The following is a 23,599-nucleotide window of genomic DNA, read 5'->3' as shown; positions in this document are numbered from 1 at the left end:
GCTTTTTCATTGCCGGATGGCGGCGCACGCCACGTCAGCTTCGCGTCTGGACCTTGATTCGGAGCGTTGCGACATGCCACCCGCGGGCCTTCAGCCGCGACTGGAACGCAGGAATCAGTTGGCGCAGCTTGGCCGCTGCCGCGTTGCCGGTCACGAGCACGCACCAGACGTCGTCCTCCGCGGGGCCGGCCTTGACGCTTGGGCGCAACTCCAGGGGGATCAGATCCTGGATGGCCGCGAGTCTTTCGGATGCGTCACGTGCGCGCGCCGTCAGGCTCGCGAGGGTCGGCGACTCTTCCGTAGCCTGGAAAACGGAGACGGCGTTGAAGCGGCGATTCATGGGAATGGTCTGCAATCAGGGAATCAAACAAGAGGGCTAAAATGCGCGGTTTGCCGGCTTCCCGCCAGCCATTTGGCTTGTTTTGCGGCAAAGCGCGCCCAAGTTCCTTCTCGTCTATCTTAGGGATTTCGGTCGAAGCATCCGCATGCAGCGAGTGTGCTTCGATCTCCATTCATGGCCACCAACTTCCTGACTCAAATTTTCGGCAGTCGCAACGATCGACTTCTGAAGCAGTATCGCAAGACGGTCGAACGCATCAACTCGCTGGAGCCGTCGTTCGAGAAGCTGGATGAAGCCGCGCTGCGCGCCAAAACCCAGGAATTCAAGGACCGCGTCGCCAACGGCGAAGCGCTCGATTCGCTGCTGCCGGAAGCCTTTGCGACCGTGCGCGAGGCTTCGAAGCGGGTCATGAAGATGCGTCACTTCGACGTCCAGCTCCTCGGCGGGATGGCGCTGCACTACGGCAAGATTTCGGAAATGCGCACCGGCGAAGGCAAGACGCTGACGGCGACGCTGCCGGTGTACCTCAATGCGCTCACCGGCAAGGGTGTGCACGTGGTGACCGTCAATGACTACCTCGCCAGCCGCGACGCCACGTGGATGGGGCGGCTCTACAACTATCTGGGGCTGTCGGTGGGCATCAACCTGCCCCAGATGCCGCGCGAAGAAAAGCAGCAAGCCTACGGTAGCGACATCACGTACGGCACCAACAACGAGTACGGCTTCGACTATCTGCGCGACAACATGGTGTATGAACCCGCCGACCGGGTTCAGCGCGGACTGAACTACGCCATCGTCGACGAGGTGGACTCGATCCTGATCGACGAAGCCCGCACCCCGCTGATCATCAGCGGACAAGCCGAGGACCACACCGACCTCTATCTGGCGATCAACAAGGTCGTGCCGCTGCTCGTGCGTCAGGAAGGCGAGGCCGATCCCCGCACCGGCGAAGGCGTCACCAAGCCGGGCGACTTCACGGTCGACGAGAAGACCCACCAGGTGTTCCTGACCGAGGATGGGCATGAAAAGGCCGAGCAGGTCCTGTCGGAATTCAAGCTGTTGCCGGAGGGCGCATCGCTCTACGATCCGGCGAACATCACGCTGATGCATCACCTGAATGCAGCGTTGCGTGCACGGCACCTCTACCACCGCGACCAGCACTACGTCGTCCAGCAGGGCGAAGTGATCATCGTGGACGAGTTCACCGGCCGCCTGATGACCGGACGCCGGTGGAGCGATGGTCTGCACCAGGCCGTCGAAGCCAAGGAAGGCGTCGAGATCCAGTCCGAGAACCAGACGCTCGCCTCGATCACTTTCCAGAACTACTTCCGCCTCTACGGCAAGCTCGCAGGCATGACCGGTACGGCCGATACGGAGGCCTATGAGTTCCAGGAGATCTACGGCCTGGAGACGGTGATCGTTCCGCCGAACCGGCCCAGCAAGCGCGAGGACCAGCTCGACCGCGTCTACAAGACCACGCGCGAGAAATACGAAGCGGCCATCCAGGACATCCGCGAATGCAATGAGCGGGGCCAACCCGTGCTGGTCGGCACCTCGTCGATCGAGAACTCCGAGATCATCTCCAGCCTGCTCCAGAAGGCCGGTCTGGAGCACCAGGTGCTCAACGCCAAGCAGCACGCGCGCGAGGCCGAGATCGTGGCTCAGGCGGGTCGCGCCAAGATGATCACGATCGCGACCAATATGGCCGGTCGCGGTACCGACATCGTGCTGGGCGGCAACGTCGAGAAGGCCATCGAGGCAGTCGAAGCCGACGAAGCGGCCGATCCGTCGGCCAAGGCGGCCGAAGTCGCACGACTGCGTGCCCAGTGGGACAAGGACCACGAGTTCATCAAGTCCGTCGGCGGCCTGCGCATCATCGCCACCGAGCGCCATGAGTCGCGCCGTATCGACAACCAGCTTCGCGGCCGTTCCGGCCGGCAGGGTGACCCAGGCTCGTCGCGTTTCTACCTGAGCCTGGACGACCCCTTGATGCGCATCTTCGCGGGCGACCGCGTGAAGGCCATCATGGACCGGCTCAAGATGCCCGATGGCGAGGCCATCGAAGCTGGCATCGTCACGCGCAGCATCGAGAGCGCGCAGCGAAAGGTCGAGGCGCGCAACTTCGACATCCGCAAGCAACTGCTCGAGTACGACGACGTCTCGAACGATCAGCGCAAGGTCATCTACCAGCAGCGCAACGACATCCTCGACGCGGCCGACCTGACTGCGCAGATCGAAGCGCTGCGCGAAGGCTGCTTCACCGACCTGGTGCGCCAGTACGTGCCCGCCGAAACGGTCGAGGAGCAATGGGACCTGGCCGGTCTCGAAAAGGTGCTCGCGGAAGACTGGCAGATCGACCTGCCGCTTCGCAAGGAGGTCGAGGCCGCCAGCGCGGTCGGCGACGAAGACGTCGTCGAAAAGGTGGTGGCTGCCTCCAACGAGGCATTCAGTGCCAAGGTGGCATTGATCGGCCAGGAGAACTTCACGCAGTTCGAGCGCATGGTCCTGCTGCAGAGCATCGACACGCACTGGCGCGAACACCTGGCGTCGCTGGACTATCTGCGCCAGGGCATTCATCTGCGCGGCTACGCGCAGAAGCAGCCCAAGCAGGAGTACAAGCGCGAGGCTTTCGAACTGTTCGGCCAGCTGCTCGATTCGGTCAAGAACGAGGTGACCCGCCAGCTGATGACGGTTCGCGTGCAGTCCAGCGAGCAGCTCGAGCAGGCGGCCGAGGCCATGGAAAGCCGCGGCGAGAACCTGTCGAACATCACCTACAGCGCACCCACCGAGACCGGCGATGTCGAAGTCCGCGTGGACGAAGAGAGCATGCGCCGCCAGGCCGCGAGTGGCTTGAGTGCAGGCGCGGCGGCATTCGCGCGCGTGGGACGCAACGATCCTTGCCCCTGCGGCAGCGGCAAGAAGTTCAAGCAGTGCCACGGCAAGCTCACTTGATATTCGTCAGCAGGACATCGCCATGCCCGTGAATCTTTCCGCTCCCGATCCCGCCGCGCTCCACGCGGTGCCCGGCGTTCGTATCGGCGTCGCCGAAGCCGGCGTGCGCAAGCCGAACCGCAAGGACCTTACCGTCGTGCTGATCGACGAAGGCGCCGCGGTGGGCGGCGTGTTCACGCAGAACCGCTTCTGCGCCGCACCGGTGCAGGTCTGCCGCGATCACCTGGCCCGGGATCTGGGTATCCGTGCGATGGTGATCAACACGGGCAATGCGAACGCCGGGACCGGTGAAGACGGCTTGGCTCGCACGCGGGCCACCTGCATCGCGCTGGCGCGGCAGCTGAATCTGGCGCCCGAGCAGATCCTGCCGTTCTCCACCGGCGTGATCATGGAGCCGCTGCCGATCGATCGGATCGAAGCCGGCATGCCGGCGGCGCTGGCCGACGCATCGCCCACCCACTGGGCGCGTGCAGCCGAAGGCATCATGACCACCGACACCGTGCCCAAGGCTTTCAGCCAGCAGGTGCAGATCGACGGCGCGACGGTCACGATCACCGGCATCAGCAAGGGCGCCGGCATGATCCGTCCGAACATGGCCACCATGCTCGGCTTCATGGCAACGGATGCCAAGATCGATTCGGCCCTGATTCAGCCGCTTTCCAAGGCGCTGGCCGACGCATCGTTCAACCGCGTCACGATCGACGGCGATACGTCGACCAACGACTCCTTCGTCGTCATCGCCACGCAGAAGGCGGCGCACCAGACGATCACTTCGCTCGACTCCGCATCGGGCCAGGCGCTGCTGCAAGCGATGCAGAACGTGGCTCGCCAACTGGCGCAGGCGATCGTGCGCGACGGTGAAGGCGCGACCAAGTTCATCACTGTCCGTGTCGAAGGCGGCCGCGATGGTGCCGAGTGCCGCCAGGTCGCCTATGCCGTTGCGCATTCGCCGCTGGTGAAGACCGCGTTCTACGCGAGCGACCCGAACCTGGGGCGTATCCTGGCGGCCGTCGGCTATGCCGGTATCGCCGACCTCGACCAGACGGGCATCGACCTGTACCTGGACGACGTGCACGTGGCGGTGAAGGGCGGCCGAAACCCCTCCTATCGCGAAGAAGACGGGCAGCGCGTGATGAAGCAGAGCGAGATCACCGTCCGCATCGTGCTCGGCCGCGGCACCGCGGCAGACACGGTCTGGACCTGCGACCTGAGCCACGACTACGTGTCGATCAACGCCGATTACAGATCATGAAGCCCCCACGCTCGCTGCGTCCGCTGCCCCCCGAGGGAGCGCTCAGCGTCATTCGGGCAGCCGGGCGGTCGCTGTCATGAACGAGAAGTTCGAACGTCTGATCGAGCGCGCTGAACAACTGATCTGCCGGATCGAATCGATTCTTCCGCAACCGTTGGCTGCGCCGGCGGACTGGAATGCCTCCATCGCGTGGCGCTATCGCCGCCGCAGCTCGGGCCATGGGACGCTGGAGCCGATCCGGCATGTGGCGTCGATGCCGCTGGATGCGCTCAAGGAGATCGATGTCCAGAAGGAGAAGATCGAGCGCAACACCCGCCAGTTCGTGGAAGGCAAGCCGGCCAACAACGTCCTTTTGACCGGCGCGCGCGGCACTGGCAAGTCGTCGTTGATCCGGGCCTGTCTGCAGGCCTACGCGCCGCAGGGGCTGCGCCTGATCGAAGTTGACAAGGCCGAGCTGACCGACCTGCCGGACATCGTCGAAGTGGTTGCCGGGCGGCCCGAGAAGTTCATCGTGTTCAGCGATGACCTGAGCTTCGACGAAGGCGAGCCCGGCTACAAGGCGCTCAAATCCATCCTCGACGGCTCCGTGGCCGCGGCGACGCCGAATGTGCTGATCTACGCGACCAGCAATCGACGGCATCTGCTGCCCGAGTACATGAAGGACAACCTCAGCTACACCCACACAGAGGACGGCGAGGTGCATCCGGGCGAGGTGATCGAGGAGAAGATTTCCCTGTCCGAGCGTTTCGGCCTTTGGGTGAGCTTCTATCCGTTCACGCAGAACGAATACCTGACGATCGTCGCGCAGTGGCTGTCGTCCTTTGGCATCGACGCCAAGGCGATCGAGGCGGCCCGACCCGAGGCGCTCGTGTGGGCGCTCGAGCGCGGATCGCGCAGCGGACGCGTGGCCTATCAGTTTGCCCGTGACTATGCGGGGCGCAGCTGAGACCATGACCGCACCTCGAAAGCACACGGAGGTCGCCGTCGGCATCCTCGTTCGCGGGGACGACGCGCTGCTGCTTTCCACCCGGCCCGAAGGCAAGCCTTACGCGGGCTACTGGGAGTTCCCAGGCGGCAAGATCGAAGCCGGGGAGACAGTCGAGCAGGCGCTGCGGCGCGAGTTGCACGAGGAACTCGGCATCACCATCGCCGGCGCCGACGTGTGGAAGGTGACCGAGCACGACTATCCCCATGCGCTGGTTCGCTTGCACTGGTGCAAGGTGACCGACTGGTCCGGCGATTTCGAGATGCGCGAAGGGCAATCGATGTGCTGGCAGCAACTGCCGCTCGATGTGTCACCGGTGCTGCCGGGGGCGCTCCCCGTGCTGGCATGGCTAGCCGAAGAGCGTGGTTTGCCGAATGCCGTGGTCACGCCGGCGGCATGACCGGCCGGCTGTCTCGACGTCTACTGCCTCTTCGGATCGCCGAACGGATCATCGTCTGGCGGTGACTCTGCCGGCACCCTGAATTCCTCGCTCGCCCAGGCGCCCAGGTCGATGCCCTTGCAGCGCGCACTGCAGAAAGGCCTGTAAGGGTTGCGTGCGCTGTAGAGACTGTCCTTCCCGCACGCCGGGCATTTGACGATGCGTTCCCCGATCGGAGATGAAGAATCCGTGCTCATGCACAGAGCGTCAGTTCGAACGGAGTGTCTTCGGTGCTTTGATGCAGGCGGTCATCGGCTTCCTGCCGCATCAGACGCACCGAGACCATCAGACGGTTGCCGCTGATTTCCGGGATGAACCCGAGCTTGGGGTCGATCCGCAGCCGCAGCAGCTGGAAGCTCCGCCCTTGCGGAAGCGCCTGCTGGAATTGACCTTTCGACGCGATGACCTTGTACGGGACATCCGCATCGCGCAAGAGCTTGAGCAGCAGATAGATCGACTCCGCCAACGGAGCGAGCGTGGATGACCAGCGTTCGAGGTCGGCGCGCCGATCGTTGGCGCGGCGGTTCTGCCAAGCATAGTAGGCCGGCAGGTCGAACTCGCAGGTTCCGCCGGGAATGCTCGCTCGGCTGCGAATGCTCATCAGCCATTCGTTCTCGGTGAGCGCCTGCCCGGCCTTGCCCGGCACCGTGTTCAACGTGTTGAAATTGCTTTCGAGCTTGCTGACGACCTGATCGAGCACTGTCTCGGCGATCGCGGGGTTGCCGCGATAGCTGTTGAACACGTTCTTGTGCTTGTCGAGGTCCCTCAGCACGTCGGCCTTGAGGTCGGCGCGGGCCGCGACGTCCATGATCTCGAAGATCGTGACGAGCGCGTAGTGGTGCAGCAGAGCCGACTCTGCCGGCACCAGCTCACCGAGACGGCGGAACAAGTGCTCCAGCCGAAGGTAGGTCCGGATGCGCTCGTTGAATGGGTACTCGTAAAGGATCACGCGTGACGTCTTCCGATGCTGATCATAGCCTCAAGAAGACTTCGCAGGAGGCTCCGGAATTATCTTGCGGACGGCGCCGAGCATGACCTCTCCGAGCGCCAGTTGCCCGAACAGCGACGTGTGGGTGTCATTCGGGAAGTAGAAGTCCCGGATCTTGGTCTTCTGTTCCTTGGCAAAGGTGAAGAGGTCCGGTCCCAGCCCGGCCCTTGCAAAAGCAGTCACAAAATCTTGCGAGTGTTCCGGCGTGAGGTACGTCGTCGTCTTGTTGGGGATCACCATCCAGATGATGGACCGGCTGTGGTGCGCCTCGGAAAATGCGCGCATCTGCTCGACGTGCTGGACCGTCAGTTCGCCATTGTCGTCATCGTCCTTGAAGAACAATGCCTTGTCGCACAGCCGGTTGCTGAACAGCGAGCAGCCATCGGGCACTGGACGGACCCAGCTCTGATTGACGGCCAGCGTCGGCCCCTGGGCCTCTTTCGCAGCGCGTGTGTTGCGGTAGGTGACATAGCCCGAGGTCAACCTGGCCTTCCAGTTGAGCGCGAAGCCCGGCACTTTTTCGACCGGCTCGAAGAAGGGCTCGATGCGGGTGCCGGGGACATTGCCCATTGCCTTGCATTTCTGCGTGTTGGCCAAACGGTCTGCGAGGAGGCGTTCGACGCTCTCGATGATGACCAGCTTGCCCTTGAACCCTGCGCGGTCGAGCCAATCGTCGAAATCGTCGCAGAGCGACTCGTGAAATTCGCTCCAGAAGACCGTCGCGAAGCGATAGCCATGCTGCTTCAGCACGGATTGCCAACGAGCCGTGGCGGAGAAGCTGTCGCCGATCACTAGGACATCGGCTTCGTTGATCGGCGATGCGCGCAGGAAGGCCCTGTCGACTTGCGGCTGGTCCTTCTGCCACCCGAACTCGTGATCGGAGACCATTCCGATGCGTGACAGATCGCCATAGGGAATGGGCGTGTTCAACGTGATGATCAGCATCGCAACGATCACGGCGAAGCCAGCCGTGAACACTTGCAGCCAAAGTTTTGCGGGCGTCATATCAGAACTGGAAATAGAGGAACGGGCTGTAGGAGCCCAGCCTCGAGACGCAGAGCCCCAGCAGCAGGACTGTCAGGAGCGCCATGACTGCAGTGAACGCGAGCGACGCCCGCGGCCGGCCGGCCAGCGACTCGGCCTGCGGAACCCAGCGTTGCAGCGTAATGGTCGGTGGCAGTGCAAGGCAGATGAAGAGCCCGACGAGCAGGGTCTGGAAGAACTCCGGCTTGCGAGACGGGACGGGACCGAACTCGGTAAATGCCTCCAGCGCGGTTCCGTGGAACCCCAGCATGCCCTTGTAGATCTCCATCGCCGCATGCATGCTGTCCGCGCGGAAGACCACCCAGGCAATCATGACGCTCAGGAACGTGACGAACCATCCGAGGACCTTCGCCAGCCGGCCGGGCTTCGAATCGCGACGAATCTTGCTGTTCCAGAGATGGTTGATCACGAGGTACATGCCATGCAGGCCGCCCCAGATCACGAAGGTCCATGCGGCGCCGTGCCACAGGCCACCGAGCAGCATGGTGATGAACAGGTTCAGGTAGCGGCGCGCCGGCCCCTTGCGATTGCCTCCCAGGGGGATGTAGAGGTAGTCGCGGAGAAAGGTCGACAGGGAGATGTGCCAGCGGCGCCAGAACTCGATGATGTTGGTCGACTTGTAGGGCGAGTTGAAGTTGAGCGGGAGCTTCACGCCCAGGCACAACGACAGGCCCACGGCCATGTCCGAATAGCCCGAGAAATCGAAATAGATCTGCAGCGTGTAGGCGAGCACGCCGAGCCATGCCGTGTAGAGCATGGGGGTCGTGCCGTTGTGCACGCCGTTGAACATGAGGTCGGCGTACTCACCCACCTTGTCGCCGATGAGGAGCTTCTTGGCGAGGCCGAAGACGAAGATGGCCAGGCCGAGCGCGATCTTGTTGGTGTCCGCGCGGTACGTCGCCGGATTGGCGAACTGCGGCATCATCTGCGCGTGATGCAGCACCGGGCCCGCGATCAGGTGGGGGAAGTACGTGACGAACAGCACGTAGTGAATGAAGCTGCGTTCGTGGACCTTGTCCTGCCAGCAGTCCACCAGGAACGCGATCTGCGTGAACGTGTAGAAGGAAATGCCGATCGGCAGCGCGATGTGCAGCATCGCCACGGGGGTGAATCCCGCTGCGGCGATCCCCTCGTTCACATTGGCGAGGAAGAAGTTCGCGTACTTGAAAGTGGCGAGTACCGCCAGGTTCACCGTCAGCGCGAACACGAGCATGCGCTTTCGGCCCGCATCGGTGCGGCCGGGTCCGCGCGTCAGGCGGAGGCCCGCCCAGTAGTTGAAACAGATCGATGCCAGCAGCAGCGGCAGGGCTTCGACGCTCCACCAGCCGTAGAAGAACAGCGACGCCAGCGAGAGGAAGCCGGCTGCAGCGCGCACATTCCGCTTTCCGACGAGGAAGAACCCGAAAAGGACGATCGGGAAAAAGCAGAAGATGAACGCGTACGAGTTGAAGAGCATCTTGGGGAAGCGTTGCCGCGGGGCTCGCTGGCACGCCGCTTTCTTGTTCTCCGGCGCTGGAGGCCGGCCAACCGGGGATTATCGCGCGCTGGCGACGGTCCACCGCTCCCAGAGACCCTCGACGTGGGCGGAGAGTTCCGCAAGGCCCAGCCCTTCGTTGTAGATCACTGCGTCCGCTGCAGCTCTGCGAAGGGTGCGATGCGCCTGCTGCGAAATGACGGCACGGACCGCGTCGGGCGCCCAGCCGGAGCGGGCGATGACGCGCTCCAACTGCGTCTGCTCGCTCGCATCGATCACGAGGACGCGATCGACGATGGCACGCCAGCGCTTCGACTCCACCAGCAGCGGCACATCGAAGACGACGAGTTGGCCGGGCTCGGCGGAGGCCGCCTGGTGCTCGCACTCGGCGCCGATCAAGGGGTGGAGGATGCCTTCGAGCCGCTTCTTCGCCTGAACGTCGGAAAACACGAGTTCCCGCATCCGTGCCCGGTCCATGCCACCTTCGGGCGTCAGGATCGAGGGGCCGAATTCCGTGACGAGTGCGCGCACTGCGGCGCCACCCGGTTCGGCGATGGATCGCGCAATCGCATCGGTATCCACCAGCTTCGCGCCGCGCGCGACGAGCATGGCGGCCACCGTGCTCTTGCCGCTTCCGATGCCGCCGGTCAAGCCGATGCGCATCGCGCGCGCTCCTTCAAAGGCCGATCACGCGAAGGATCGCGTCGGGGCCGAACAGCATCGCGGTGAAGCCGGCGCCCGCCAGGAATGGGCCGAAGGGGACGTAGCCGCCTTCGCGCAATCCGCTGTTGAACTTGAGCGCGAGTCCGATGATGACGCCGATCACCGACGCCATCAGGATGATCGGCACCAGCGCCTGCCAGCCGAACCATGCGCCAAATGCGGCGAAGAGCTTGAAGTCGCCGTAGCCCATGCCTTCCTTCCCGGTGGTCAGCTTGAACAGCCAGTAGACCGCCCAGAGAGAGGTATAGCCCGCGACGGCGCCCCACACTGCGTTCGTCAGGCTGACACCTGTGAAGCCCGCGATGGAAGCCAGGAGCCCGGCCCACAACAAGGGGAGTGTGATGTCGTCAGGCAGAAGCGTCGTGTCCCAGTCGATCAGCGCCAAGGCAAGAAGCGCCGCCGCGAATCCGCACCAGGCAAGGCTTCCGGACTGCCCGGGCATGTGCCACACGCTCCACGCGAACAGCGCGGCCGTAACCAGTTCGACCAATGGGTAGCGCAGGCTGATCGGCGTCCTGCATGAAGAGCATTTGCCGCGAAGGACGAGATAGCTCAGCACCGGGATGTTCTCGTACCAGCGGATGGCATGGCCGCATTGCTGGCAACGCGAATGCGGCACCATGAGATTGAACCGTTCTGCGGCCGGCGCTTCGCCGCCGTTCAGGCTGGCGCACTCCGCGGCCCATTGCTGCTCGAGCATCTTGGGCAGGCGATAGATCACCACGTTGAGAAAGCTGCCGATCAGCAGCCCGAGGACACCCGCCAAGGCGGCGTCCACACCCTGGGAGACGAGCATCAGACGACCTGGCCGAGCTTGAAGATGGGCAGGTACATCGACACCACGATGCCACCGATGATGACGCCGAGGAACACGATGATGATCGGCTCCATCAGGCTCGAGAGGCCCGCGACCATGTCGTCGACTTCCTGTTCGTAGAAATCCGCTGCCTTGCCCAGCATGTGATCGATGGAACCGGATTCCTCGCCGATGGCGGTCATCTGCAGAACCATCGACGGAAACAGATTGGCGTTGGTCATCGCCGTGGTCAGGCTCGTGCCGGTCGACACTTCCTGCTGGATCTTGGTCGTTGCTTCCGCATACACCGAGTTGCCGGAGGCGCCCCCCACCGAATCCAGCGCTTCGACGAGCGGCACGCCGGCCGCGAACATGGTCGCGAGTGTTCGGGTCCAGCGCGCCACGCAAGACTTGTCGATGAGATCGCCGAAGATCGGCAGGCGAAGCAGGAGGCGGTCCATGACCTGCTGCATGCGCTCGTTTCGCTTCCAGGCCTGGAGGAAGAAATAGATCCCGCCGCCGAGCACGCCGAAGATCAGCCACCAGTAGGAAACGAAAAACTCGCTGATGCCCATGACGATCAGCGTGGGCGCGGGCAGATCCGCGCCGAAGGAGGTGAATACCTGCTTGAAGGCGGGGATCACGAAGATCATGATGATCGCCACCACCACGAAGGCGACCACGATCACGGAGGTGGGGTACATCAGCGCCGACTTGATCTTCGACTTGATGGCCTCTGTCTTCTCCATGTAGGTGGCGAGGCGGTCGAGCAGGTCTTCCAGAATACCGGCGGCCTCACCTGCTTCCACGAGGTTGCAATAGAGGTTGTCGAAGTACTTCGGGAATTTGCGGAATGCGGACGACAGCGACGTGCCGGTTTCGACGTCGCTGCGAATGTCGTTGAGCAGCTTCGCGACACTGGGGTTGGCGTTGCCGCGGCCCACGATGTCGAAGGCCTGGAGCAACGGCACGCCGGCCTTCATCATGGTGGCCAGCTGCCGTGTGAAGATGGCGATGTCCTTCGGCTTGATCGGCTTGCCCGCCCGCATCCGCCGCTTCTTGATCTTCGTCGTGAGGATGCCCTGGCGCCGCAATGCAGCCTGGACCTGGTTCTCGCCGGCTGCGCGAAGCTCTCCGCGCACGACCTTGCCGTTGCGGTCCTTTCCTTCCCACTCGAAGATGTATTCCTTGAGCGTTCGGTTTGATGCTGCTGCCGTTGCCATTGGTTCTCCGCGATTGAACGCTATTCGTTGGTGACTGCGAGCACTTCTTCAAGCGACGTCAGTCCCTGCATGACCTTCTTCAATCCTGACTGACGCAGCGAACGTACGCCTTCGGCTTCGGCTTGCCTCGAAATGTCGAGCGCCGACCCGTCCCGAAGAATGATCGTCTGGATCTCTTCGCTGATCGGCATCACCTGATAGATGCCGACACGCCCCTTGTAGCCACCGTTGCAGGCAGAGCAGCCGACCGGGTGATAGGGCTTCCACGTGCCATCGAGTTCGTGTTCCTTGAAGCCTGCATCCAGCAGTGCCTGCTTGGGAATATCCGAAGGTGCCTTGCACGCGGTGCACAAGCGGCGGGCAAGACGCTGGGCCGTGATCAGGATCACGCTCGACGCGATGTTGAAGGGCGCGATGCCCATATTGCGCATCCGCGTCAGCGTGGTCGGCGCGTCGTTGGTATGAAGGGTCGACAGCACCAGGTGACCCGTCTGTGCGGCCTTGATCGCGATGTCGGCAGTTTCCAGGTCGCGGATTTCGCCGACCATGATGATGTCCGGATCCTGCCGCAGGAATGCGCGAAGCGCGGCCGCGAAAGTCAGGCCGGCCTTTTCGTTGACGTTGACCTGGTTGACGCCGGGCAGGTTGATTTCGGACGGATCTTCAGCCGTCGCGATGTTCACGCCGGCCTTGTTGAGCAGGTTCAGGCAGGTGTAGAGCGACACGGTCTTGCCGGAACCGGTCGGTCCGGTCACCAGCACCATCCCGTAAGGGCGGTTGATGGCGTTGAGCAGGCGTTCCTTCTCGTCCGCGTCATAACCGAGAGCGTCGATGCCGAGGCGGGCGCTGCTCGGGTCCAGAATACGGATCACGATCTTCTCGCCAAACAGCGTGGGAAGCGTGCTCACGCGGAAGTCGATCACGCGGTCCGGACCGATCTTCAGCTTCATCCGCCCGTCCTGCGGGACGCGCTTCTCTGAGATGTCGAGCCGCGAGATCACCTTGATGCGCGAAGCGAGTTTGTCCTTGATGACTGTCGGTGGGCTCGCGATCTCGCGCAGTTCGCCGTCGATCCGAAAGCGCACGCGATAGTTGTGTTCGTACGGCTCGAAGTGAATGTCCGACGCGCGCATGCTGAACGCGTCGAGCAGCATCTTGTGCAGAAAGCGGACGACTGGCGCATCTTCGACTTCGGCGACTGCCTGCTCGGCCGTGTCGCTGGCGGCATCCGCCGACACATCATCGAATTCGAACTCGGCACCGATGATGTTGTCGATGGTTTCGGAGGCGGTCACTGCGGCCGCCTCGATCATCCGCGACAACTTGTCGTACTCGGCAATGACCCAGTCCACGCCCATCTGCGAGGCGAACTTGATTTTTTCCGCTGCCTGCTGGTCCGATGGGTCCGCGGTCGCGACGATGAGCCGGTTGTTGCGCTTGCTGAGGACGACCACGCGGTAGGCCTGGCACAGCTTGGCGTCCAGGAGATCCTTTGGCAGGCGCTGCGGATCGATCGCGTCGAGGTCGAGAAGCGGGGCGCCGAAGGCGCTCGACAAGGTGTGCGCCAAGTCGGCCGCCGAAACGGCTCCGGTGCCGGTCAACTCTGCAATGAAGCTGGTCCGTCCGCTCAGCGATTTTTGGTAGATGTCCTCCGCGGCCTTCGCGGGGAGTTTTCCGGCCGAAACCAAGGCACGCGCAAGTCCCGGCAGAGCGACTGGCGAGTTTTCTTTGATCAGGGGTTCGGCAGCGGCCATTCAACGAATGTAAAAAACGTGAGAATTTGCTTCAGGATCATCGCTGATCGCCTTCGCACTGTAAACCGCAGAGCCGTCTTTGCCAGAGAAGCATTTGGCGTTTGCGGCACAAAAGGCTGGTCGGGCTGAGCGGGGATTAATACCTCCGGCTTCCAGATCCCGAGCGAGTCGTGGCGACGATCGGGCCCACCTTGCCACCGCGGCAGAGGGAGGGCCATCTTAGCAGCAGTCCTGCGGGCCGAAGGACTGGGCTGATCCCGTCATAAGGCAGAAGATGTTGTCGATGCCCAACAGCAGCGATGTCGAGGCATCGTGTCGTTGTTGAAGAATTGCGCGATGTGCCGCGGTGCGGTGATTCGCGAAATGAGCAAAGACCAGGAAATCTGGTCGGGGTGAGAGGATTCGAACCTCCGGCCTCTACGTCCCGAACGTAGCGCTCTACCAGGCTAAGCTACACCCCGATGGTTGCAAAGAAAGAGAGTCGTCCTTCGTGGTGACTTAGGCGCGTCGCTCAAGCAACTGAGCCGCCAATTGTAGCAAACCGGAAGAGTAAGAATTCACCGGGAAGCCGGAAAGTGCATCGATCGCACGTTGTGCCTCTGCCGCGGCGGCCGTTCTCGTGGCTTCCAGTGCGCCGGTTTCTCTGACGATTGCGACGATCTGCGGCAGCTGCGTGGTGTCGCCTGCTTCGATGGCGGCGCGAATGAGGTCGCGCTGCTCCGGTGTTCCGCGTTGCATGGCGAGGATGAGAGGCAGCGTCGTCTTGCCCTCGCGCAAATCGTCGCCCACGTTCTTGCCCGTTTCGCTGGCGTCGCCGGCGTAGTCCAGCACGTCGTCAATGACCTGGAATGCGGTGCCCAGCGCCTGGCCGTAGGTCGCGCAGGCCTCCTCTACATCCGAGGGGGCTTTGGCAAGTACGGCGGCAAGGCGCGTGCTGGCTTCGAACAACTTCGCCGTCTTGGAGCGAATGACCCGCAGATAAGCCTCTTCGTCGAGCGAGGCGTCGTGCATGTTCATCAATTGAAGGACCTCGCCTTCGGCGATGACGTTGGTCGCTTCCGCCAGGATTTCCATGACGCGCATGTCATGCGCGTCCAGCATCATCTGGAATGCGCGCGAGTACAGAAAGTCGCCGACCAGCACGCTCGCGGGGTTTCCGAAGGATTCGTTGGCGGTCGGCCGTCCGCGCCGAAGGGTGGATTCGTCGACCACGTCGTCATGCAGCAAGGTGGCTGTATGAATGAACTCCACGACCGCTGCAAGGTTGAAGCGCTGGTCCTCCTGATAACCCAGCGCACCCGCCATCAACAGAAGAAGGGCTGGGCGCAGCCGCTTGCCGCCGGCGGAGATGATGTACTTCGAAACTTCGCTCACGAGCGGCACGCCGGTGTCGAGGCGCCGTGCGATCACGCGATCGACCCCAGCCATGTCGTCGGCGATCAGGCGGAGTACGCCGGCGGCGGGGGAGGTGTCTGGGGCAGAAACTGACAAGGCGAGGGCGCTTGCGCGCTGCGTGGAAGTGCGACGATGGCGCTGGGCCGGAAGCGGACGATTATAGGGAGGGATCATGCCGTGAGGGATCCGGGCGGCCGCGGCTGATGCTTGATTGTCGGTGGCGTGCTAGAATCTCAGGCTCTGCGGAATTCGCCGTAGAGCCATCTTTTCCCAAGAGGTCCACATGTACGCGGTCATAAAAACCGGCGGCAAGCAGTATCGCGTTGCTTCCGGCGAGAAAATCAAAGTAGAACAGATTGCTGCGGACGTAGGCCAGGAAATCGTGATCGACCAAGTGCTCGCAGTCGGCGACGGCAGCGCAATCAAGGTCGGTACGCCCCTGGTGTCCGGTGCAACGGTTACGGCAACGGTGTTGTCGCACGGCAAGCACGACAAGGTTCGCATCTTCAAGATGCGCCGTCGTAAGCACTATCAGAAACGTCAAGGCCATCGCCAGCAGTTCACCGAGCTGCAAATCGGCGCGATTGCCGCTTGATTTAGTACTGGAGCTGATTCCATGGCACAGAAAAAAGGCGGCGGCTCTACGCGAAACGGGCGCGATTCGAAGCCCAAGATGCTCGGCGTGAAGGCCTTCGGCGGCGAACTGATCAGCGCAGGCTCGATCATCGTGCGCCAGCGCGGCACCCAGTTCCACCCCGGTGTGAACGTCGGCGTCGGCAAGGATCACACGTTGTTTGCACTGGTCGACGGCCACGTGTCGTTCGGCACCAAGGGTGCTCTCAACAAGCAGACGGTCAACGTGACCCCGGCCTGAGCCGATCACTTCGATCTTTCGAAGCCCCGCTTTGCCGGGGCTTCTTCATTTGTAAACTGGACATCTCATGAAGTTCGTGGACGAAGCCTTCATCGACGTTGCTGCTGGCGATGGCGGCAACGGCTGCGTGTCGTTCCGCCATGAGAAATACAAGGAGTTCGGCGGCCCGAACGGCGGCGACGGCGGTCGAGGCGGCCACGTCTTCGCGGTCGCCGATCCGAACCTCAACACGTTGGTCGATTTCCGCTATTCGCGTCGCCACGAAGCCAAGAGGGGCCAGCATGGCATGGGGTCGGACATGTTCGGCGCCGCGGGCGACGACATCACCCTCAAGATGCCCGTCGGAACCATCATTTCCGATGCCGAGACCGGCGAGGTGCTGTACGAGCTCCTGAACCCGGGCGAGGTGATCACCATCGCCAAGGGCGGGGACGGTGGATTCGGCAACATGCGCTTCAAGAGCGCGATCAACCGCGCCCCGCGTCAGAAGACGCCCGGCTGGCCCGGCGAGAAGAAGAATCTCAAGCTGGAACTGAAGGTCCTCGCCGACGTCGGGCTGCTGGGCATGCCGAACGCCGGCAAGTCGACGTTCATCAGCGCCGTTTCCAACGCACGGCCGCGTGTGGCGGACTATCCCTTCACGACCCTTCACCCCAATCTCGGCGTCGTCCGGGTCGGGCCCGAGCAGAGCTTCGTCGTGGCCGACCTGCCCGGCCTGATCGAAGGCGCCTCCGAAGGCGCCGGCCTGGGCCATCAATTCCTGCGTCATCTCCAGCGCACCCGCCTGTTGCTGCACGTCGTCGATCTCGCGCCGTTCGACGAAGGCGTCGATCCGGTCGGGCAGGCGAAGGCGATCGTCGGCGAACTCAAGAAGTACGATCCGACGCTGTACGAAAAGCCGCGCTGGCTGGTCCTGAACAAGCTGGACATGATTCCAGTCGATGAGCGCGCTGCGCGTGTGAAGGATTTCGTCAAGCGCCTTCGGTTCAAGGGACCGGTTTTCGAGATCTCCGCGCTGACGCGCGAGGGCTGCGAGCCGCTCGTCCAGGCGGTCTATCAGCAGGTGAAGGCTCAGCAGGCAGCCGAGCAGCCGCCTGCAGAAGTCGACCCGCGGTTTTCGTGAGTTTGTAATTCTCCGGGTCGCCCGCGAGGCGGCCGGTTCAACAGCATCAAGATGGCCATCGCTTCCGTGACTTCGAGTTCTGGTTCGACTGCTCTTCGTGACGCCCGCCGCATCGTCGTGAAGGTGGGCTCGAGCCTTGTCACCAACGAGGGCCGCGGCCTGGACGAGAACGCCATCGGCGAATGGTGCCGGCAGCTGGCGACGCTGGTACGCGATGGCCGAGAAGTCGTCATGGTGTCGAGCGGCGCGATCGCCGAAGGGATGAAGCGGCTCGGCTGGCGCGTTCGTCCGCATGAAGTCCACGAGCTTCAAGCCGCCGCCGCGGTCGGCCAAATGGGCCTCGCGCAGATCTATGAAACCAAGCTGCGAGAGAACGGCCTCGGGAGTGCGCAGGTCCTGCTCACCCACGCGGACCTGGCCGACCGCGAGCGCTATCTGAACGCGCGCACCACCCTTGTCACACTGCTGGCGCTGGGCGTGGTGCCGGTCATCAATGAAAACGACACCGTCGTCAACGACGAGATCAAGTTCGGCGACAACGACACGCTCGGCGCACTGGTGGCCAACCTCGTCGAGGCCGATGCCCTGGTCATCCTGACGGATCAGAAGGGCCTGTTCACCGCCGACCCGCGCAAGGAACCGGACGCGCGCTTCGTGCACGAGGCGAACGCCGGCGATCCCGCGCTGGAGGTCATGGCCGGCGGCGCAGGCAGCAGCATCGGGCGAGGCGGCATGCTCACCAAGATCCTTGCGGCCAAGCGCGCGGCGGGTTCCGGCGCTTCGACGGTGATCGCCTGGGGGCGCGAGCCTGATGCGCTCCTGCGGCTGACGCGGGGGGAATCCATCGGGACGCTCCTGCTCGCGCAGACCGCCAAGCATCAGGCGCGCAAGCGATGGATGGCCGACCACCTGCAACTGCGCGGCGCCGTGTCCGTGGATGCTGGCGCCGCGGCCAAGCTGCGCCTGGAAGGCAAGAGCCTGCTGCCGATCGGCATGACCGGCGTCGACGGGGAGTTTTCTCGCGGCGACGTGATCGCGATCCGCGACGAGCAGGGGCTCGAGGTGGCCCGGGGCCTCGCGAACTATTCGAGCGCCGAAGCGCGTCTGCTGTGTCGCAAGCCGTCCTCCGAGTTCGAGCGCCTTCTTGGCTATGTCGCCGAGGCCGAAATGGTCCATCGGGACAACATGGTCCTGATGGGCCGCTGATCGCTCACTCGACTTCGCGGATCGGCGCCTTCAGGAACCGGACCATTTCCGAGACCGACGCGCGCGGTGCGTGACCGCGGCAGAGCCCCTGGAGCGCCACGGCCTGGGTGTGGCGCGAGGCGCGATCGCCGATCCGCTTCCACTCGGGATTGGGGGCGGCTTCCCATGCCCCCGGGCTGGAGGCGCGCGCGTAGGTCTTGTATTCGTCGGTGGCGCAGTGCACGCCCTCGTAGAAGGCGTTGAATCCGCCGCCTTCCTTGTTCGTGGCGACGATCACGTAGCGCACGACGCCATCGCCGCTCACCTTGATCGTGTTCGGGTCGATGCCGAACTTCAGGCTCGAGTAGCGCGGCATCTCGATGTCGATCAGCTTGTCCTGGCTGAAGGCGGGAGCGGGAGGCGCTTCTGATTCCTTCCAGTCGGAGTTCCCGAACAGCTCGGCATTTGCGAGTCCCGAGGCGGCAAGAAGGCAGGCAAGTACAGCGCCCCGGCTAGCGCGGAGCATGCAATGGGTCGCTGGTCGAGGGAGGCTCATTCGCAAGATTGGCATTCGGATTGGGATCGAAACTGGCACCGGGGGGCAGTTCGAAAGTCGGCTCGTGGCCCGATCCGGGCGGATGTCGCTCGAATTCGCGGGCGCGCACGTTGCTGCGCAGGAAGCGGTTGCGAAAATCCTGCCGGGGCAGGTAGCGGGCAAGTTCAGTCAGCGCCATTTCATAGACGCCGCGCTTGAATTCGACGACCACGTCCAGCGGCACCCAGTAGTCGTGCCAGCGCCATGCGTCGAATTCCGGATGATCGGTGGCACGCAGGTTCAAGTCCCAGTCGTGCCCGATCAATTGCAGTAAATACCAGATCTGCTTTTGGCCCTTGTAGTGGCCGCGTGCGTCACGGCGGATGAACCGATCCGGCACCTCGTAGCGCAACCAGTCGCGGGTACGGGCCACGATCCGCACGTGCTCCGGGTGGAGGCCTACTTCCTCGTGCAGTTCCCGGAACATGGCCTGCTCGGGACTCTCGCCGCGATCGATGCCGCCTTGCGGAAACTGCCAGGAATGCGTACGAATTCGCTTGCCCCAGAAAACCTGGTTTCTCTGGTTGAGCAGGATGATGCCGACGTTGGGCCTGAAGCCGTCCCGGTCGAGCATAATCAAACCCCAATTTTTTGAACTGAGTCGATTATGCCTGCCGAGTTGCGCAGGGCAAGCGGCCAGTCCCTGGGCCTCAAGGCCCGTCCCGTTGCCCCCAACCTCTAGACTTTGCGCGCCCGATGAAAGCTTCCCAGTTCTTTATCTCCACCCTCAAGGAAGCGCCGGCGGATGCCGAAGTCGTCAGCCACCGCCTCATGATGCGGGCCGGCATGATCAAGAAGCTGGGCACCGGGATTTACACCTACATGCCGATGGGCCTGCGCGTGATCCGCAAGGTCGAGGCGATCGTGCGCGAGGAAATGAACCGTGCGGGCGCGGTCGAGTTGACCATGCCGGTGGTTCAGCCCTCCGAATACTGGGAAGAGAGCGGCCGCTTCCAGGCCTACGGCCCGGAACTCCTGCGCATCAAGGACCGGCACGATCGCTCGTTCGTGATCCAGCCGACCAGCGAAGAGATCGTCACCGACATCGCCCGGCAGGAAATCCGCAGCTACAAGCAGCTGCCGAAGAACTTCTACCAGATCCAGACCAAGTTTCGCGATGAACGCCGTCCGCGCTTCGGCCTGATGCGCGGCCGCGAGTTCATCATGAAGGACGCCTACAGCTTCGATCGGGACCTGGACAGCGCCAAGGGCAGCTACAAGGTGATGGCCGATGCCTACCGGCGGATCTTCGACCGCTTCGGCCTGCGCTACCGGGCCGTGGCTGCCGACAGCGGCGCGATCGGCGGCGATGTGAGCCAGGAATTCCAGGTCATCGCAGCGACCGGCGAGGACGCCATCGTCTACTGCCCGGACAGCGATTACGCCGCCAACATGGAAAAGGCGGAGGCGCTCGCGCCGACTGGCCCCCGTCCCGCGGCGGCCAAGCCGATGACCAGGACGCCGACGCCGGGCAAGGCCACCTGCGAGGACGTTGCCGAACTGCTCGAGGTGCCGCTGTCGACCACGGTCAAGTCGCTGGTTCTCGCGACCGATCTCCTCGATGAGGCCGGCGAGGTCAAGGGTGCCGAGGTCTGGCTGCTGCTGGTTCGTGGCGACCATGACATGAACGAGATCAAGGTCAGCAAGGTGCCGGGGCTGGACAAGGGCTTCCGCTTCGCGACCACCGCCGAGATCGAGGACCACTTCGGATGCAAGCCGGGCTACCTCGGGCCGCTGAACCTCAAGCAGCCGGTCAGGATCGTCGCCGACCGCGAAGTGGCCGTCATGGCGGACTGGATCTGTGGCGCCAACGAAGTCGACTTCCACATCACCGGCGTCAACTGGGGCCGCGACCTGCCGGAGCCCGACGCCGTGGCCGACCTTCGCAATGTGGTCGCCGGTGATCCGTCGCCCGATGGAAAGGGCGTGCTGGCCATCGAACGCGGCATCGAGGTCGGCCATGTGTTCGTGCTCGGCACCAAGTACAGCAAGCCCATGAACGCGACCTTCCTCGACGAGGCGGGCAAGCCCCAGTTCCTCGAAATGGGCTGCTACGGCATCGGCATCACGCGGCTGCCGGCCGCCGCGATCGAACAGAACAACGACGAGCGCGGGATCATCTGGCCCGACGCGATCGCGCCCTTCACCGTGGTCGTCTGCCCGATCGGCATGGACCGCAGTGCCGAGGTCAAGACCGCTGCGGAAGCGCTCTATGGGCAACTCCTCGCGGCCGGCGTCGACGTGATGCTCGACGACCGCGGCGAGCGGCCGGGCGCGATGTTCGCCGACTGGGAATTGATCGGCGTGCCGCATCGCGTGGTGATTTCCGATCGCGGGCTGAAAGAAGGCCAGCTCGAGTACCAGCATCGCCGCGACACCGCCGCGACCAAGGTGTCGGCTGCCGGCATCGCGGAATTCATCGCCGGCAAACTGGCCGCCGCATGAGCCCCGTGGCGCCGATGGATGCGCCCGGACTTTCGCGACGCCTGTGCCTGGGCGGGGCTGCGGCCGGGGTGCTGGCCCTGGCGCTCCCGACGCCCGCGCTGGCCGGCGCGCAGATCGAGGAACCGTTGATCGATTCGGTGCGGACCGCTTTGAGCGCCGCGATCCTGAACAACGCGCCACCGGTTCCCGAGTTCAAGGACACCGAGTCGCGCCTGGCCTACTTGCGCTGGCTCGGCGAGATGAGCGAGCGGCTGAAGAAGAAGCTGCCCGACTGGCCCAGCCGCAAGGAATTCCTGCAGACCGTCTGGTACGAATCGCGCCGCGCCGGCCTCGATGTGAGTCTCGTGCTCGGCCTGGTCCAGGTCGAGAGCAACTTTCGCAAGTTCGCGGTCTCCAGCGCCGGCGCGCGTGGCTACATGCAGGTGATGCCGTTCTGGACGCGGTCGATCGGCGACGGCAATCCGTCGACGCTCTTCCACATGCAGACCAATCTGCGCTTCGGCTGCGTGATCCTTCGCCACTACCTCGACCGTGAGGCCGGCGATCTTTTCATGACGCTCGGCCGCTACAACGGCAGCCGGGGCAAGTCGCCCTACCCGAGCGCCGTCTTTGCGAACCAGCGCCTGTGGGTGTTCAAGGATTCGCGGCCGGACTGAGGCCGGCCTCTGAAACCAGATCGGCTGTCGCCGCGGGTTTGCCGCGCGTGACCATGACCTGGTCGATCCGGTAACTGTCCACGTCCATCACCTCGAAGGTGTAGCCCGCCCAGGTCACGCTGTCGGTTCGCTTGGGCACCCGGCGCAGCATCACCATCAGGAAACCGGCGAGGGTCTCGTATTCGTCGCGATGCGGCAGTTCTTCGAGGTCGAGTGCGCGTTCCACGTCCTGGATCGGCGTGACGCCGTCGATCAGCCACGAATTCTCGTCGCGCTTCACGATCTGCTGTTCTTCGTCCTGCACGCCGACGAGGTCGCCCATCACGGTGCTCATCACGTCGTTCAGCGTGATGACGCCGACCACGAGGCTGTACTCGTTGACGACGATCGCGAAATCCTCGTGAGCCTGCTGGAACTGTTCGAGCACCTCGGTCAGCGAAAGCCGGTCAGGGATGACCAGCGCCTTGTGCAGCGTCAACCCATGATCGAAGGACAGCGGCTGTCCGCTCAGCACGCGCTGGAACATGTCCTTGGCATCCACGTAGCCGAGCACATGGTCGATGTCGCCGTCGCATACCGGGTAGGCGGAAAAGGGCTCCGCCACGATGCGGGCTCGCAGCACCGACTCGGCGTCATCCCTGAGAAACCAGGCGATGCGGTCGCGCGAGGTCATCACGCTGCTGACGGGGCGCGTGTCGAGTTCGAACACGTTCGCGATCACCTGCTGTTCGCGCTGGGCGAGCACCCCTGCGCGCGCGCCCGCCTCGGTCATGGCCAGGATGTCGGCCGAGGTGATCTTCTCGTCGCGCTCGGCCGGCATCCGGAGCAGCTTGAAAAGCAGGTCCGTGCTGACCGTGAAGAGCCAGACCAGCGGCTTGAACGCGGTGATCAGCACCTGCATCGGGCCGACCATGCGAACGGCCAGCCGCTCGGGATTGCTCATGCCCAGCCGCTTCGGAAAGAGATCGGCGAAGATGAGGAAGATCGCGATGATGGTGATGAACGAGGCCAGGAAGGCCGCGGTCTGCGATGCCGTCGGGCTGAGCCACAGATCGAACAGCTCCTGGAAATAGGGGCTCAGCGAGCCTTCGCCGACGACGCCGCCGAGGATCGCGACCGCGTTGAGGCCGATCTGGACCACTGTGAAGTAGTGGCCGGGTTGTTCCTGAATGCGCATCACCCGTTCGGCGCGCAGATCACCCTCGTCGGCCATCTGGCGCAGACGCAGGCGGCGCGAGGCCGCGAGGGAGATCTCGGCCAAGGAGAAGAAGGCGCTCGTCGCGATCAGCGCGACGATGACCAGCAGGCTTTGGGTCAGGGTCATAAGTCGGTCGTCGAAGACCGACATGGTGCCAC

General features: G+C 63.6%; 23 protein-coding genes and 1 tRNA gene. 10 read left to right on the top strand and 14 right to left on the bottom strand.

Translation table 11 applies throughout. The features are described from left to right. Positions 1-34: 34 nt before the first annotated feature. Positions 35-340 (bottom strand): hypothetical protein, encoded by a 306-nt coding sequence (locus WKW77_RS22225; protein ID WP_340359047.1) that lies wholly within the window; start codon positions 338-340, stop codon positions 35-37. A 174-nt stretch (positions 341-514) separates the two neighbouring features. Between WKW77_RS22225 and secA the strand changes: the two genes are divergently transcribed. The 4 genes from secA (at position 515) to WKW77_RS22205 (ending at position 5,929) form a co-directional block, all read left to right on the top strand. Further along, complete coding sequence (gene secA, locus WKW77_RS22220) at positions 515-3,292, top strand: preprotein translocase subunit SecA (RefSeq protein ID WP_340359046.1); 2,778 nt, start codon at positions 515-517, stop codon at positions 3,290-3,292. Between the two features lie 22 nt (positions 3,293-3,314). After that, on the top strand, positions 3,315-4,544 hold the full coding sequence (argJ, locus tag WKW77_RS22215) for a bifunctional glutamate N-acetyltransferase/amino-acid acetyltransferase ArgJ (protein ID WP_340359045.1): 1,230 nt from the start codon (positions 3,315-3,317) through the stop codon (positions 4,542-4,544). A 76-nt stretch (positions 4,545-4,620) separates the two neighbouring features. Then, on the top strand, positions 4,621-5,490 hold the full coding sequence (locus tag WKW77_RS22210) for an ATP-binding protein (RefSeq protein WP_340359044.1): 870 nt from the start codon (positions 4,621-4,623) through the stop codon (positions 5,488-5,490). A gap of 4 nt (positions 5,491-5,494) precedes the next feature. After that, on the top strand, positions 5,495-5,929 hold the full coding sequence (locus WKW77_RS22205; RefSeq protein WP_340359043.1) for an NUDIX domain-containing protein: 435 nt from the start codon (positions 5,495-5,497) through the stop codon (positions 5,927-5,929). Positions 5,930-5,949: 20 nt separating this feature from the next. Here WKW77_RS22205 and WKW77_RS22200 read toward each other — a convergent pair whose 3' ends face one another. From WKW77_RS22200 to WKW77_RS22155, 10 genes are all read right to left on the bottom strand, one after another. Further along, complete coding sequence (locus WKW77_RS22200; protein WP_340359042.1) at positions 5,950-6,165, bottom strand: DNA gyrase inhibitor YacG; 216 nt, start codon at positions 6,163-6,165, stop codon at positions 5,950-5,952. After that, complete coding sequence (gene zapD / locus WKW77_RS22195; protein WP_340359041.1) at positions 6,162-6,917, bottom strand: cell division protein ZapD; 756 nt, start codon at positions 6,915-6,917, stop codon at positions 6,162-6,164. The genes WKW77_RS22200 and zapD overlap by 4 nt, the downstream gene beginning before the upstream one ends. A 30-nt stretch (positions 6,918-6,947) precedes the next feature. Next, complete coding sequence (locus tag WKW77_RS22190) at positions 6,948-7,961, bottom strand: alginate O-acetyltransferase AlgX-related protein (RefSeq protein ID WP_340359040.1); 1,014 nt, start codon at positions 7,959-7,961, stop codon at positions 6,948-6,950. 1 nt (position 7,962) lies between these two features. Beyond that, on the bottom strand, positions 7,963-9,456 hold the full coding sequence (locus WKW77_RS22185) for an MBOAT family O-acyltransferase (protein WP_422823243.1): 1,494 nt from the start codon (positions 9,454-9,456) through the stop codon (positions 7,963-7,965). 78 nt (positions 9,457-9,534) lie between these two features. Continuing rightward, entirely contained in the window at positions 9,535-10,137 is a 603-nt protein-coding gene (gene coaE / locus WKW77_RS22180; protein WP_340359038.1) for a dephospho-CoA kinase, read from the bottom strand. 13 nt (positions 10,138-10,150) lie between these two features. After that, the gene (locus WKW77_RS22175; RefSeq protein WP_340359037.1) at positions 10,151-10,993 is read right to left on the bottom strand and encodes a prepilin peptidase; all 843 of its coding nucleotides are present in this window, start codon (positions 10,991-10,993) and stop codon (positions 10,151-10,153) included. Continuing rightward, positions 10,993-12,216 carry a type II secretion system F family protein gene (locus WKW77_RS22170; protein WP_340359036.1) on the bottom strand — a complete coding sequence of 408 codons (1,224 nt, stop codon included), beginning with the start codon at positions 12,214-12,216 and terminating at the stop codon, positions 10,993-10,995. Before WKW77_RS22170 ends, WKW77_RS22175 begins: the two co-directional genes overlap by 1 nt. Positions 12,217-12,236: 20 nt before the next feature. After that, positions 12,237-13,970 carry a type IV-A pilus assembly ATPase PilB gene (pilB, locus tag WKW77_RS22165; RefSeq protein ID WP_340359035.1) on the bottom strand — a complete coding sequence of 578 codons (1,734 nt, stop codon included), beginning with the start codon at positions 13,968-13,970 and terminating at the stop codon, positions 12,237-12,239. Between the two features lie 384 nt (positions 13,971-14,354). After that, positions 14,355-14,431: transfer RNA gene (locus WKW77_RS22160), tRNA-Pro, on the bottom strand. A 37-nt stretch (positions 14,432-14,468) separates the two neighbouring features. Next, a complete protein-coding gene (locus WKW77_RS22155; RefSeq protein ID WP_340359202.1) occupies positions 14,469-15,461 on the bottom strand; it encodes a polyprenyl synthetase family protein in 993 nt (330 codons plus the stop codon). Between the two features lie 187 nt (positions 15,462-15,648). Here WKW77_RS22155 and rplU point away from each other — a divergent pair, with 187 nt between their 5' ends. From rplU to proB, 4 genes are all read left to right on the top strand, one after another. Next, complete coding sequence (gene rplU, locus WKW77_RS22150; RefSeq protein ID WP_088955919.1) at positions 15,649-15,960, top strand: 50S ribosomal protein L21; 312 nt, start codon at positions 15,649-15,651, stop codon at positions 15,958-15,960. Between the two features lie 21 nt (positions 15,961-15,981). Beyond that, positions 15,982-16,239 (top strand): 50S ribosomal protein L27, encoded by a 258-nt coding sequence (gene rpmA / locus WKW77_RS22145; protein ID WP_093163771.1) that lies wholly within the window; start codon positions 15,982-15,984, stop codon positions 16,237-16,239. A gap of 67 nt (positions 16,240-16,306) precedes the next feature. After that, entirely contained in the window at positions 16,307-17,362 is a 1,056-nt protein-coding gene (cgtA, locus tag WKW77_RS22140) for an Obg family GTPase CgtA (protein WP_340359034.1), read from the top strand. Positions 17,363-17,428: 66 nt separating this feature from the next. Continuing rightward, entirely contained in the window at positions 17,429-18,568 is a 1,140-nt protein-coding gene (proB, locus tag WKW77_RS22135) for a glutamate 5-kinase (RefSeq protein ID WP_340359201.1), read from the top strand. 4 nt (positions 18,569-18,572) lie between these two features. Here the strand turns inward: proB and WKW77_RS22130 are convergent, their stop codons facing one another. Together WKW77_RS22130 and WKW77_RS22125 are read right to left on the bottom strand one after the other, a co-directional pair. After that, the gene (locus WKW77_RS22130; RefSeq protein ID WP_340359033.1) at positions 18,573-19,073 is read right to left on the bottom strand and encodes a CNP1-like family protein; all 501 of its coding nucleotides are present in this window, start codon (positions 19,071-19,073) and stop codon (positions 18,573-18,575) included. Continuing rightward, a complete protein-coding gene (locus WKW77_RS22125; RefSeq protein ID WP_340359200.1) occupies positions 19,060-19,716 on the bottom strand; it encodes an RNA pyrophosphohydrolase in 657 nt (218 codons plus the stop codon). Before WKW77_RS22125 ends, WKW77_RS22130 begins: the two co-directional genes overlap by 14 nt. Positions 19,717-19,838: 122 nt before the next feature. Here WKW77_RS22125 and WKW77_RS22120 point away from each other — a divergent pair, with 122 nt between their 5' ends. Together WKW77_RS22120 and WKW77_RS22115 are read left to right on the top strand one after the other, a co-directional pair. Continuing rightward, positions 19,839-21,587: a proline--tRNA ligase gene (locus tag WKW77_RS22120; protein WP_340359032.1), complete on the top strand. Its 1,749-nt coding sequence runs from the start codon at positions 19,839-19,841 to the stop codon at positions 21,585-21,587. Further along, entirely contained in the window at positions 21,584-22,243 is a 660-nt protein-coding gene (locus WKW77_RS22115) for a lytic transglycosylase domain-containing protein (RefSeq protein WP_340359031.1), read from the top strand. Before WKW77_RS22120 ends, WKW77_RS22115 begins: the two co-directional genes overlap by 4 nt. On the opposite strand, the gene paeA is transcribed toward WKW77_RS22115, so the two are convergent. Then, complete coding sequence (paeA, locus tag WKW77_RS22110; RefSeq protein WP_340359030.1) at positions 22,221-23,567, bottom strand: polyamine export protein PaeA; 1,347 nt, start codon at positions 23,565-23,567, stop codon at positions 22,221-22,223. The genes WKW77_RS22115 and paeA overlap by 23 nt on opposite strands. Positions 23,568-23,599: the final 32 nt, after the last annotated feature.

The organism is Variovorax ureilyticus (genome assembly GCF_037889935.1).
Lineage (GTDB): Bacteria > Pseudomonadota > Gammaproteobacteria > Burkholderiales > Burkholderiaceae_C > Variovorax > Variovorax ureilyticus.
The sequence above is the reverse complement of the archived record's forward strand: the minus strand, read 5'-3'. Positions and strand labels throughout refer to the sequence as shown.

Coding starts and splice junctions, on each gene's coding strand:
- WKW77_RS22225 (WP_340359047.1), bottom strand. CDS start 340: ATGAATCGCCGCTTCAACGCCGTCTCCGTTTTCCAGGCTACGGAAGAG.
- secA (WP_340359046.1), top strand. CDS start 515: ATGGCCACCAACTTCCTGACTCAAATTTTCGGCAGTCGCAACGATCGA.
- argJ (WP_340359045.1), top strand. CDS start 3,315: ATGCCCGTGAATCTTTCCGCTCCCGATCCCGCCGCGCTCCACGCGGTG.
- WKW77_RS22210 (WP_340359044.1), top strand. CDS start 4,621: ATGAACGAGAAGTTCGAACGTCTGATCGAGCGCGCTGAACAACTGATC.
- WKW77_RS22205 (WP_340359043.1), top strand. CDS start 5,495: ATGACCGCACCTCGAAAGCACACGGAGGTCGCCGTCGGCATCCTCGTT.
- WKW77_RS22200 (WP_340359042.1), bottom strand. CDS start 6,165: ATGAGCACGGATTCTTCATCTCCGATCGGGGAACGCATCGTCAAATGC.
- WKW77_RS22190 (WP_340359040.1), bottom strand. CDS start 7,961: ATGACGCCCGCAAAACTTTGGCTGCAAGTGTTCACGGCTGGCTTCGCC.
- WKW77_RS22185 (WP_422823243.1), bottom strand. CDS start 9,456: ATGCTCTTCAACTCGTACGCGTTCATCTTCTGCTTTTTCCCGATCGTC.
- coaE (WP_340359038.1), bottom strand. CDS start 10,137: ATGCGCATCGGCTTGACCGGCGGCATCGGAAGCGGCAAGAGCACGGTG.
- WKW77_RS22175 (WP_340359037.1), bottom strand. CDS start 10,993: ATGCTCGTCTCCCAGGGTGTGGACGCCGCCTTGGCGGGTGTCCTCGGG.
- WKW77_RS22170 (WP_340359036.1), bottom strand. CDS start 12,216: ATGGCAACGGCAGCAGCATCAAACCGAACGCTCAAGGAATACATCTTC.
- pilB (WP_340359035.1), bottom strand. CDS start 13,970: ATGGCCGCTGCCGAACCCCTGATCAAAGAAAACTCGCCAGTCGCTCTG.
- rplU (WP_088955919.1), top strand. CDS start 15,649: ATGTACGCGGTCATAAAAACCGGCGGCAAGCAGTATCGCGTTGCTTCC.
- rpmA (WP_093163771.1), top strand. CDS start 15,982: ATGGCACAGAAAAAAGGCGGCGGCTCTACGCGAAACGGGCGCGATTCG.
- cgtA (WP_340359034.1), top strand. CDS start 16,307: ATGAAGTTCGTGGACGAAGCCTTCATCGACGTTGCTGCTGGCGATGGC.
- WKW77_RS22130 (WP_340359033.1), bottom strand. CDS start 19,073: ATGCTCCGCGCTAGCCGGGGCGCTGTACTTGCCTGCCTTCTTGCCGCC.
- WKW77_RS22125 (WP_340359200.1), bottom strand. CDS start 19,716: ATGCTCGACCGGGACGGCTTCAGGCCCAACGTCGGCATCATCCTGCTC.
- WKW77_RS22120 (WP_340359032.1), top strand. CDS start 19,839: ATGAAAGCTTCCCAGTTCTTTATCTCCACCCTCAAGGAAGCGCCGGCG.
- WKW77_RS22115 (WP_340359031.1), top strand. CDS start 21,584: ATGAGCCCCGTGGCGCCGATGGATGCGCCCGGACTTTCGCGACGCCTG.
- paeA (WP_340359030.1), bottom strand. CDS start 23,567: ATGACCCTGACCCAAAGCCTGCTGGTCATCGTCGCGCTGATCGCGACG.